The organism is Natrinema sp. CBA1119, assembly GCF_002572525.1.
Lineage (GTDB): Archaea > Halobacteriota > Halobacteria > Halobacteriales > Natrialbaceae > Natrinema.
In genome coordinates this window covers 677179-688265 of record NZ_PDBS01000001.1, presented here as the reverse complement: position 1 = coordinate 688265, position 11087 = coordinate 677179, and the positions used below count along the sequence as shown (strand labels likewise).

Genomic DNA, 11087 nt, shown 5'->3' with positions numbered 1-11087 from the left:
CCATACCGTCAGTAGCTGCCGAAACGAGGGAATCAATCCCTCCGCAGCACCCCCTTCCGTTGTGTCGGCCGCAGTTATGCGACGATAATGTCGTCGCTACCTGAGTCTTCCGCTTCGTCATCGGTCGCTTCTTCCTCGACCTTCCCTTCGGCGTCTGCCGCCGCTTCGGCGACCTCGTCGGGTTCCGCTTCGGGCGTCTCGTCTGCCGTCGCTGCAGTCTCCTCGCTGCGACGTTCGGGGACGCGCGTCGGCGTGTCGGCGTCCAGCTCGGCCTCGAGGACGCGGATCCGCTCTTTCGCCTCGATAAGTTCGTCCGTCAGACCCTCTACCGTCGACTCGAGTTCCGCAACCGTCGATTCGAGCGTCTCGACGCGGTTGTTCGACATATCAACTAGGGGCCCGTCCGGCCACATAAACGTACGTCAGACGTACATAATAAATTTTACATATATCGGCCATGCCGCGTTTGCACTGGCTGCAGATCCGGTACCGACCGCCCGCTGAAAGGGATGACTGTAGAGACTGTGACGGCCAGTGTGAGAGGTAGACAGACTGTGGCGGCGGGAAGGGACGTGACGAATCGCGAGTGAAAACGAGACGATCGGTGGACTTACGGCTCGAAATCGTCCGCCGCGGGAAGCGTGAAGGAGAACGTCGCGCCCTCACCCGGTTCGGAGTCGACCCAGATCTCGCCGCCGTGGCGTTCGATGATTCGCTGACAGAGCGCGAGGCCGATCCCCGTCCCGGAATACTTCTCGCGGCTGTGGAGGCGCTGGAAGACCTCGAACACGCGCTCTTGATCGTCGGGATCGATCCCGATGCCCTCGTCGTGCACCGAAATCACCCACTCTCGTCCCCGGCGTTCGGCGTCGACGGAAACCTGCGGCGGCTCGTCGCCGCTGTACTCGAGGGCGTTACTCAGCAGGTTCTGGAACACCTGTCGCAACTGGGCCGCGTCGCCCTCGGCGCGGGGGAGCGTGTCGGTCGTTATTTCGGCGTCCGTCTCCTCGATCTGGAGCTGGAGATCCGCGAGCACGCTCTCGAGGACCGAATCGAGGTCGACGGGTTCGATCGGATCCCCTTGCGTCTCGACTCGAGAGTACGCCAGCAGTCCATCGATCATGTCGCGCATTCGGTCGGCACCGTCGACCGCGAACGCGAGGAACTCTTCGCCGTCCTCGTCGAGTTCGTCGGCGTAGCGGCTCTCGATGAGCTGGAGGTAACTCGAGACCATCCGCAGGGGCTCTTGCAGGTCGTGGGAGGCCGCGTAGGCGAACTGTTCCAACCGACGGTTGGACTCCTCGAGCCGGTCGATCGTCTCCTCGAGCCTGCGCTGGTACTCCTTGCGTTCGGTAATGTCGTGGGCCATCGTCACGCCGGCGAAAACGTCTCCTCGGGTGTCGGTGATCGGAACCGAGTAGATCACCCACTCCCGGCCGGCGTACTCGAGTTCGACCGTTCGCTCCTCTCCCTCGAGTGCGGCCCGAAGCGCGGGCTCGAGCATCTCGCTCGTTTCTTCGGGCCAGACGTCGTCGAACTGTTCCCCCTCGGCTTCTGCCGGATCCACGGGTATCTTGTCGAAGCCCTGCCCCGCGACCAGCGTGTACTCGAGGTCGTGGTCGAAGAGGGTGACGACGCCGTTCGGGAAGTGCTCGGCGAGGGTACGGTAGCGCTGCTCGGACTCCTCGAGTTCGCGTTCGCGCTTCTTTCGCTCCGTGACGTCGCGGTCCGAGACGACGATCGACACGACGTCACCCTCGTCGTTCGTGACGGGCCTGAAGACGCCGTTGAGCGTGTACTGTTCGCCGTCCGGTCGCGTGAGGTCGGCCTCGAAGTTGACGTATTCGCCGGCCGCCGCGCGCTCGGTCCACTCCCTGACCGAAGACCGAACGTCCTCGCCCTCTCCCCACCACGGCGTCTCCCAGAACGGCTCGCCGGTCACGTCCGCGAGGTCGGCGTCGATGTACTCCATCGCCGTCCCGTTGATATCCAGCACAGTCCCGTCGGGCTCGAGCAGCCCGACGAGGATGTTCGGATCTTCGAAGATCGCTTCGAAGCGCCGCTCCGTCTGCTCGAGTTCCTGCTCGCGCTCTCTGCGTTCGGTGACGTCGCGGAAGTACACCGAGATCCCGGTCTCGGAGGGGTAGAGGTTCGCTTCGACACGGAAGTCAAGCGTGTCGTAGTACAGTTCGTAGCTGGTCGGCTCCTGCGTCTCCAGTGCCGTGTGGAAGGCGTCCCAGACCTCGTCGAGGTCACGGAGATCCGGAAACACCTCCCAGAGCTGTTCGCCGAGTAGCTCCTCCTCGGTATGCTGGAGGAGTTCGGCGGCGCGCTCGTTGACGTGCGTGAATCGGAACTCGTCATCGACCGCGTAGAAGGCGTCGGAGATCCGCCCGAGAATGCGCTGGAGCTCGCTCTCGAGTTCCTGCTCGCGCTCCCAGCGGTCCGTCATATCGCGAGTTACCTTCAGATAGCCCCGATGGGTGCCGTCACCGTCCCGAACCGGCGTGATCGTCACGTTCGCCCAGAACCGCGTCCCGTCCTCTCGGACGCGCCACCCTTCGTCCTCGGCGGAGCCGGTCTCGAGCGCTCGCTCGAGGTTTCGTTCGGGAACGTTCGCCGCTCGATCCGCATCGGTGTAAAACGTCGAGAAGTGCTCGCCGACGATCTCCTCGCGGTCGTAGCCCTTGAGAGTCCGCGCACCCCTGTTCCAGGTGAGGACGTGACCATCCGCGTCCAGCCGAAAGATCGCGTACTCCTCGACGGCGTCGACCAGGGACTGAAACGCTTCCCTGTTCTCTTCTAAGTCCTCCTCGGACTGCTTCTGATCGGTGATATCGTAGTAAAATTCAACTCTGCCGCCGGAGAACTCCCCCGATTCGATCGGTTTACTCTGGTATCGGAGCCATCGGTCCTCGAGGTCGGTCCCGTCGTCCACGACCCGACACTCGAGGCGGTCGACGTAGTGATCGTCGTCGTACGACGAGAGGACAGTCTCGGCGAACGAATCGGCATCGGCAAACCTGTGTTTGAGGGTCTCGTCGATGACCGTCCGGTTGTTTCGCCCGATGAGACGCTCGTGATCGAGAGCGAAGTACTGCTCGATGGTCTCGTCGGCCCACGTGATCTCGCAGTTCTCGTCGAGGATACAGACGCCGATATCTGCTTTGTCGATGATGCTCGTGATCGAATCGTACGATTCCACCGCCGATGCGAGCGACTCCTGTCGGCACTGTTCCTCGGTACGGTTGCGGGCGACGCCGATGGAGCCCCGGAACGTGCCGTCTTCCAGAAGGAGGTTGATCCGCAGTTCGTAGGGTATCGTGTCACCGTCGACAGTTCTGACGGTGATATCGAACGTCGCGATGTCGTCGTCGTTGGGTGCGTCGATTCGGCTCGAAATCTCGCGCTCGATTCGTTCGATATCGCTATCGGCGAGCACGAGCGAGACGTGCTCGCCAAGGAGTTCGTCGCGCGTATAGCCGGTCGCCTCGACGATGACGTCGTTGACCGCGACGAAGCGTCCGTCCGTATCGACCTGGTAAATGCCGTCGTCGATCGTGTTGACGAGTGTCCGATACCGGTGGAGCGCAACGTCGTCGTCGGCATCCCCCCAGAATGCCCCGCCGTCCGCGCCCGCTCGAGTACTCATGACTTTTCGATAAGCACTGAGAAAGAAAAAACCCCTCGTCGCTCTGGGGTGGTTATACACGCCACGGTCACACCGCCGCTCTGTCACCGAGTGTCACCACCGACCCTCTCGCGACTATCCCGGTGCGACAGCACGTCGATTCGAAGCGCCGTCGTGATTCGTGGACCTATAGTCGCCACTGAAACGATTCACACACAGATCGGACAGCTGTCGGTCGATCAGGCGTGCAATGACTTTCAGTGGCTACTATATTGAGTTCGATATGACAGCTGCGTTGTTAACATGTACACATTCGCCTATTTGGATTGGTAGTGAGTGTCATATGTATGGCGCAACAGCCAGTGAACGGTGTATACTAGCTATGATAAGTAGATCAACCGCAGGTACGGAGTCGGGTGGTATCGATAGACGAACGCTACTGAAAACCGTCGGCGGCTCGGCGCTCGCGGTCGCACTGGCCGGCTGTACGGAACTGCTCGAGGGCGAGGACGATTCGCTGGCGAACGCGGACGTTCCGGACGAACCGGTCGAATCCGGGCTACAGACGTTCACCGAGGGCGCACCGGCGGTTCTCGGTGTCCAGGCCCGGTATGGAGCCGAAACCGCGGTTCGTCGGATCAACGAGAACGACGGGATCGCCGGCCGCGAAATGAATCTCGATGTCGTTGAGGAGGGCGGGGCGTACCTCACGAACTACCAGCAGTTCGTTGACGAGGGGAAAGACGTTACCTTCGGCCCGATCTCGAGCAGCGGCCACGCGGAGATGGTCCCGGAGATCGAGGCTCAGGAGGTCATCAACGTCTCGACGGACGGGACGGTGACGACCCTCTACGAGGAGGACTTCCCGGACGTGACCTACTCGTTCCGGTTCCAGAACCACGACGTGATGGAGGCGCTCGCGGCGGTCGAGCAGGCGGTCGAAGTCCTCGGTGCGGACTCCATCGACACGTACGCGGGCATCAACCCCAACTACGCGTTTGGGCAGGACGAGATGAAGCTGTTCTCGCAGGGGATCGAGAAGCTTACCGGGGCGGAACAGGTGTACAGCGGGTTCCCGGAGCTGGGTGCCAGCGACATGTCCACTCACATCACCGAGGTCAACGGGCAGGCACCCGACGTCGTCTTCTCGAGTTGCTGGGGCGGCGACGCGACGCTGCTGCTCGAGCAGGGTCACGCCAACGACATTTTCGACAACGTCGACCTGCTGGTCGGGCCGGTCCTCTACGGCTCGGCCAACGACATGAGCGAAGACCTGGTTCAGGGGCCGATCTACTCGGGATCGCGGAACTTCTACTGGGGCGAACCGTCGACCGACCGGTGGAGTCCGGCCGCGGACCTGGTCGACGAGGTTCAGAGCGAGTACGGCGTCGTTCCGACGGCCCACTTCATGAGCGGCTACGGCGCGGTGACGGCGTGGGCGACGGCCGCCGAGAAGGCCGTCCGTCTCCTCGGCCGCTGGCCGGAACAGGAGGAACTCGCGACGATCCTCGAGAATCACGGCTTCTTCACGCCGGCGGGGTACCACACCATCGGCGCAGACCATCAGGGCTATTCCAACGCCCACTTCGGCGAACTGGCCTGGTCGGACGAACACGACGCGGCGGCGCTCTCTGACGTGAGCGTCTTCGCGGCGAAGAACGTCTCGCCGCCGCCGGGCGAGGTCTCTGCCGACTGGATCGGGAGCTGGTGAACGCCGTGCGAAACCGCTTTCAGTAACTATGCTCGAACACGTACTCAACGGGCTCTACTACGGCTCGGTGCTGTTCATGATCGCGTCGGGGATGACGATCATCTTCGGCGTCCTCGGCATCCTCAACCTCGCACACGGTGAACTGTATGCACTGGGTGCGTTCTGTGCCTTCAGTATCGTCGGCTTCTTCGCCGGACAGGTCGCGGCCCCGACCGGCCCCGCGACCGCGATCGTCTTCGGGCTCGTCGTCCTCGCCGGCTCGCTCGCGGCCGCGGCCGTGTTATTGCCGGTCGGCGGCGCGCTCGAGGCGACGTTCATTAGACCGATCTACGATCGGAACGAGGTCTATCAGCTCCTGCTGACGTACGGACTGCTGCTTGTCCTCACCGACGTGATGAAGTTCGTCTGGGGACCGTCGCCGGTCGACATGGGGGTCTTCAGCGGCATCAACAAGATTCCGACGACGGAACTCGTCGGCTTCAGCTACCCCTCGTACAACGTCCTCGTCATTCTAGTCGGCGTCGCGGTGTTCGTCTGGCTCGTCTGGTTCTTCGATCGGACGAAGACCGGTCGCATCGTGCGGGCGACCGCCATCAACCGGGAGATGTCGACGGCGATCGGCGTCAGCACGGACCGCATGTTCACGCTCGTGTTCGCCATCGGCGCGTTCTTCGCCGGCTTCGGCGGCGCGATGGTCAGTATCGGGCCGAGTAGCGCCTCTCTCGGGATGGGCCTCAACTGGCTTGTACTGTCGTTCGTCGTGATCGTTATCGGCGGGCTCGGGAGCCTGAAGGGGGCGTTCGTCGGCGCGATTCTGGTCGGCGTCTCCAGCCGCGTCGTGACGTCGGAATACCCGCAACTCGAGTTGGCGGTGCCGTTCCTCCTGATGGTGCTCGTCCTGTTGGTCAGGCCCGAGGGCCTGTACGGAACATGGGGTGAGATCCAGTGAGTCGCTTCTTCGTCGAGCGGGACGGTGAGACCCGCGTGCGCCTCTCGGAGGGCATGGAACTGACGAAAAGTCAGTCGATCCTTGCGGTCGTCGGACTCGCAGTCCTCTTTGTGGTCCCGGACATCGCGCGGTTGACCAGCCTCTCGTTCCAGGCGATTCACCGCGGGATCCTGTTCGGTCTCGCGGCGGTCGGACTGAACCTGCTGCTTCGCCACACCGAACTCGTTTCGTTCGGTCACGCGGCGTTCTTCGGCGTCGGTGCCTACGGCGCCGCGGTGCTGGCGTCGCACTTCAACGTCTCGAGCGGCCTCCTGTTGCTCCTCGGGGGCGTTCTCGCGGCGACGACGATCTCGGTACTGATCGGCTACTTCGTGGCCGGCTACCTCGATATCTACTTCGCGCTGCTGACGCTCGCGTTCAACCAAGTGCTGTACGCGTTCGTCCTGCAGAGCGGCTACTTCAACTTCAGCGACGGGCTCAGCGTCCGTCCCGACGGGCTGAACCCGCCGACGCTGTTCGGCCTCCAGTGGACGTCGACGGGGTACGACCTGATCCTGTACTACTTCACGGTGGTCGTGCTCGTCGTCTCGCTGCTCGTGATGTGGAAGCTCGTTAACTCGCCGTTCGGCCGGGCGCTGGACGCCATCGGACAGAACCGCACGCGAGCCAGATTCGTCGGCATCCCGGTCGAGAAGTACGTCTGGGTTGCGTTCGTGATCTCGGGTATCTACGGCGGGCTCGCCGGCGGACTGTTCGCGCTCCTGCAGTTGCACGTCAGTCCGGAGCCGACCCTCTACGCGTTCGTGTCGGGGGAGATCCTGTTCATGGCGATCCTCGGCGGATTCGGAACGCTCGTCGGCCCGGTCGTCGGCGGGGTCGTGCTCGTCTACATGCTCGTTCAGGCCCCGTTCTACGTGGAGTACTACAACGCGCTGACCGGGCTGTTGTTGCTCGCGGTCGTGCTCTTCCTGCCGGAGGGGATCCTCGGATCGATCCCGAAAATCGGCACCGGATTGGCGCGACGGCGTCGCGAGCCCGAACTGTTCCGAGAAGACGTCGCGACGATCGGCTCGTCGCTTCGACAGGGCGTGACTCGCGCCGTAACTACCGTTCGAATCATCGTTTTCGGGGTCAACTGATATGCTCGAAGCACGAGATCTTCGCAAGGAATTCGGAGAACTGCGCGCTACGGACGACGTCTCGCTGACGTTCGGCGAGACCGCCGGCGAGATGGTGTTCATCGTCGGCCCGAACGGGGCCGGCAAGACGACGCTCATCAATCTGCTGACCGGACTGCTCGAACCCGATCAGGGGTCGGTTGTCGTCCACGGGAGAGAGAACGGCTCGAGCGTCGAGGAGGACATCACGGAGATGGCCACCGAGGACCGCGTCGAGGCGGGGCTGGTCAGGAGCTTCCAGATCGTCCACGTCTTCGAGGAGATGACCGTCCGCGAGAACCTTCGTATCGCGGTCCTCTCCCGACACGGCAAGACGCTGAGCATGCGCTCCGTCGACGACGGTCACGAGGACGTCGAACGCGAAATCGACGACCTCCTCGCACAGTTCCGCCTGACGGACGTCCAGCACGAGATCGCCGAGACGCTCCCTCACGGCGACCGGAAACTGCTCGACGTGGCGATGTCGTTCGGACTCGACCCGACGTACCTGCTACTCGACGAGCCGACGGCCGGCGTCGCCACTCGCGAGAAGGAGTACGTAATCGAGACGATCGTCGAGGCCGGCGAGGCCGACGACGTGACGACGGTGACGATCGAACACGACATGGACCTCGTCAAGGAGTACGCGGATCGTCTCGTGGTCCTCCACGAGGGGGCGGTCTTTCGAGAAGGCGACCCCTCCCTACTCGAGACCGACTCGGAACTCAGACGAGTCCTGTTGGGGGTGGACGAATGAGCACACTCGGACCCGGGTCCGACGCCGGTGACGGCGCGTCGGGTCCGTTGCTCGAGGTGTCGGACCTCTCTGCGACGGTCGAGGGGTTCGAGGTCACTCGCGGCGTCGATCTCGAGGTCAATGAGGGCGAGGCCGTTGCCCTTGTCGGCCGTAACGGTGCCGGCAAGACATCGACGTTCCGGTCGATAATGGGGCTCACGCCGGTTACGAACGGCTCGATTCGGTTGAACGGGAAAGAATTACTCGAGATGCGGCCCGAACTGATTCCCAAGCGGGGAATCGGCTACCAGCCGGAGAACCGAGATCTATTCACCGGGATGACCGTCGAAGAGAACTTTCGGCTTCCGATCTGGACCGCCGGGGACGCACGCGGGGTCGAAGACGAGGACGCCGTCGTGGAGGACATCTTCGACCTCTTCGACGAACTCGAGCATCGGCGCGACGCCGAGGTGCAGAACCTGAGCGGCGGTCAGGGGAAGATGACCGCGATCGGGCGGGCGCTCGCGCTTAAGCCGGATCTGCTCATCCTCGACGAACCGCTCGAGGGGCTGGCTCCGGTGGTCGTCGAGAACGTTAAATCCTACATTCGCGAGATCATCGATCGGGACATCTCGGTGTTGATCGCCGAGTCGAATGCGAGTCACGTCCCGGAGATCGTCGACCGGATGTACGTGATCGAACGCGGCGAGATAGTCGCCAGCGGCGATCCCGCGGAACTCTCGTCGGACGAAGAAATCCAGATGCTCATGCAGGGCGGCGGCGAGTAATCGGTCCCGTCGACCGCGACTTCTTTTCTCGAACATCACCCGGCGTCTGAGACGCCAGCCGCATTCCCGTGGAGGCGCGTTCCCGGAACTCGGAGGTTTTCGGTAGCGTAAGAGAGTTTCACTCTCACGGATGTCGCTGAAAAAGGGCCGTAGTCGCGCGGTTTCACCTCGCTCTGGTGGAGAACGCCTCACTGCGCTTGCGGATAGGTACTTGGTAGCAGTCGTTCCGTCCGTGGAGAGAACAGCCGCGTACGAAATGCGGCCGAAGAATAAGAGTATAGAGCACCGATTCGTCGTTCTACCCGCCGATCTCAGAGTTGGTCGTCGTCCTCCATTCGATCGATCGCCCCCAGTGCCGCCCGAAGGACCTTTCGCTCGCTCCGGCGCAGATTCATCGAAACGGCTGTCTTCGAGATATCGAAGTGATCCGCGAGTTCGTCGAGCGTCGTCGCCCGTGGCGTCTCGTAGTAGCCGTTCCGTGACGCGACCTCGAACGTTTCGCGTTCGGTTTCGGTCAGCGACCGACAGCCTTCGAGAAGTTGCGTTGCGCTCTCGGAGTTCTCGAGGAGATCAAACAACGTCGATGGGCCGAACTGATCGCGGTCCTCGACGCTGAAATCGTTGTGTCGCTCGAGTTCGGCGAGTGCGTGATCCTCGTCCTCGTCCTCGTCGAAGCCGATGTGCCACCGTTCGCGGCCGTTCTCGATTCGGAACGGGCCGGTGATGTAGCCGCCGTTCCGCTGGATCGACTGCATCGCGTTCGTCTGCTCGATTTTCGTCCCAATCTCGGCGACGCCGTCTCGCTTCGAGAGGATGTAGCAGTCCCGCATGTTGGGATGCTCCCGAAGGACCCGCAGGCCATCGTCGAGCGTGCCTCTCGAGTCCGCTCTGGCGATGAGCCTCGTCTCGAGCTTTTCAGCGCCGGTATCGAGCTGCCACTGGACAGCCGAAAACGCGATATCGACGTCGTCGGTCGTATCGATAAAGGGACAATCGTACTGTCGCATATCGATATCGAGGTCGATCATCGCTACTGAGAGGAACACTGCCATACAATGTATTAATAGTTGTTATTATACATGGGCTGTATAGGTAGACATACTGGGTATCTGATTGTTCGGTACGACCGGCGAAACGAGCGCACAGCCGCTCTCTCGCACTCTCACTCGTGCTCTGTCGGTCGAGGTAGATGTCGCCGTTTATATGTTAATAGAGACGTTTTAGGGCGTCTCTACCGAACGAGTACCCGAAGGAGAATGTCTCAGAACAACGTCACGCCACCGACGGTGGCACGCGACGACATCTATCCGTTCCCGGACGACTCGTTTACCGATCGCAACGTCTGTCTTGTGACGGGCGCCGCCTCCGGCATCGGCCGGGCGACCGCGCTGGCCGCCGCCGGCAACGGACTGACCGTCGCGGCCACGGACATCGACGAGGACGGTCTCGCGGGGACCGTCGACCGCGGCGAGGAACTCGGCCTCGAGGGGGCAATCGAGCTGATCCCCGGAAACCTGACCGACGACGACGACATAGAGCGGGTTGTCGAGGAGGGCGCCGAACTGGGTGATATCAAGTACCTCGCGAACGTCGCTGGGATGCAACACATCGATCCGATCGACGAGTTCCCGATGGAGACGTACGATACGATGCACCGGATTATGCTCCGGGCACCGCTCTATCTCTCGAAGCTCTGTATTCCTCACTTTCGGGAGACCGAGGACGGCGCGGGCTGCGTCGGAAACATGGCCTCGGTCCACGGCCACTACGTCACGAGCGACAAGGTCGCCTACAACGTCTCGAAGTTCGGCCTGCGCGGGCTAACACAGTCGATCGCCGCCGAGGGCAACGGGCAGATCCGCGCGTTCTCGATCAGCACCGGTTACGTGAAGACACCGCTGGTGACGGCCCAGCTCGAGGACACCGCCGAACAGCGCGGTATCAGCGTTAACGAGGTGATCGAGGACGTGATGCTCGGCCAGTCCCGCGTCAAGGAAATGATGGAACCGATTGACGTCGCTAACCTCTACCTGCTCGGCTTCTCCGATCTCGGCCGACACCTCGACGGCGGCGACCTGTTGTTTGATGGTGGTATGACGCTTACCTACGAGTAAC

9 protein-coding genes are annotated in these 11087 nt (G+C 62.4%); 6 read left to right on the top strand and 3 right to left on the bottom strand.

Annotation, left to right across the window (positions count from 1 at the left end):
- Nucleotides 1-74 precede the first annotated feature (74 nt).
- Complete coding sequence (locus CP556_RS03295; RefSeq protein WP_098724322.1) at nt 75-386, bottom strand: DUF7518 family protein; 312 nt, start codon at nt 384-386, stop codon at nt 75-77.
- 224 nt (nt 387-610) lie between these two features.
- Nucleotides 611-3652, bottom strand: a complete 3042-nt coding sequence (locus tag CP556_RS03290) for a PAS domain-containing sensor histidine kinase (protein WP_098724321.1) — start codon at nt 3650-3652, stop codon at nt 611-613.
- Between the two features lie 361 nt (nt 3653-4013).
- Here CP556_RS03290 and CP556_RS03285 point away from each other — a divergent pair, with 361 nt between their 5' ends.
- Genes CP556_RS03285 through CP556_RS03265 form a run of 5 tightly spaced genes read left to right on the top strand, consistent with a single transcriptional unit; the run spans nt 4014 to nt 8972 of the window.
- On the top strand, nt 4014-5342 hold the full coding sequence (locus CP556_RS03285) for an ABC transporter substrate-binding protein (RefSeq protein ID WP_176548106.1): 1329 nt from the start codon (nt 4014-4016) through the stop codon (nt 5340-5342).
- 28 nt (nt 5343-5370) lie between these two features.
- On the top strand, nt 5371-6291 hold the full coding sequence (locus CP556_RS03280; RefSeq protein ID WP_098724320.1) for a branched-chain amino acid ABC transporter permease: 921 nt from the start codon (nt 5371-5373) through the stop codon (nt 6289-6291).
- Nucleotides 6288-7430 carry a branched-chain amino acid ABC transporter permease gene (locus tag CP556_RS03275; RefSeq protein ID WP_098724319.1) on the top strand — a complete coding sequence of 381 codons (1143 nt, stop codon included), beginning with the start codon at nt 6288-6290 and terminating at the stop codon, nt 7428-7430. Before CP556_RS03280 ends, CP556_RS03275 begins: the two co-directional genes overlap by 4 nt.
- Nucleotide 7431: 1 nt before the next feature.
- Nucleotides 7432-8205: an ABC transporter ATP-binding protein gene (locus CP556_RS03270; RefSeq protein WP_098724318.1), complete on the top strand. Its 774-nt coding sequence runs from the start codon at nt 7432-7434 to the stop codon at nt 8203-8205.
- Complete coding sequence (locus CP556_RS03265; protein ID WP_098724317.1) at nt 8202-8972, top strand: ABC transporter ATP-binding protein; 771 nt, start codon at nt 8202-8204, stop codon at nt 8970-8972. The genes CP556_RS03270 and CP556_RS03265 overlap by 4 nt, the downstream gene beginning before the upstream one ends.
- 311 nt (nt 8973-9283) lie before the next feature.
- Here the strand turns inward: CP556_RS03265 and CP556_RS03260 are convergent, their stop codons facing one another.
- On the bottom strand, nt 9284-10000 hold the full coding sequence (locus CP556_RS03260; RefSeq protein ID WP_098724316.1) for a helix-turn-helix domain-containing protein: 717 nt from the start codon (nt 9998-10000) through the stop codon (nt 9284-9286).
- 228 nt (nt 10001-10228) lie between these two features.
- On the opposite strand from CP556_RS03260, the gene CP556_RS03255 reads away from it, so the two are divergent.
- Complete coding sequence (locus CP556_RS03255; protein WP_098724315.1) at nt 10229-11086, top strand: SDR family oxidoreductase; 858 nt, start codon at nt 10229-10231, stop codon at nt 11084-11086.
- Nucleotide 11087: the final 1 nt, after the last annotated feature.

Bases quoted from the DNA above. Each gene is read 5' to 3' on its own strand.
- CP556_RS03295 (WP_098724322.1), bottom strand. From the start codon at position 386: ATGTCGAACAACCGCGTCGAGACGCTCGAATCGACGGTTGCGGAACTC.
- CP556_RS03285 (WP_176548106.1), top strand. From the start codon at position 4,014: ATGATAAGTAGATCAACCGCAGGTACGGAGTCGGGTGGTATCGATAGA.
- CP556_RS03260 (WP_098724316.1), bottom strand. From the start codon at position 10,000: ATGATCGACCTCGATATCGATATGCGACAGTACGATTGTCCCTTTATC.
- CP556_RS03265 (WP_098724317.1), top strand. From the start codon at position 8,202: ATGAGCACACTCGGACCCGGGTCCGACGCCGGTGACGGCGCGTCGGGT.
- CP556_RS03255 (WP_098724315.1), top strand. From the start codon at position 10,229: ATGTCTCAGAACAACGTCACGCCACCGACGGTGGCACGCGACGACATC.
- CP556_RS03270 (WP_098724318.1), top strand. From the start codon at position 7,432: ATGCTCGAAGCACGAGATCTTCGCAAGGAATTCGGAGAACTGCGCGCT.
- CP556_RS03280 (WP_098724320.1), top strand. From the start codon at position 5,371: ATGCTCGAACACGTACTCAACGGGCTCTACTACGGCTCGGTGCTGTTC.
- CP556_RS03290 (WP_098724321.1), bottom strand. From the start codon at position 3,652: ATGAGTACTCGAGCGGGCGCGGACGGCGGGGCATTCTGGGGGGATGCC.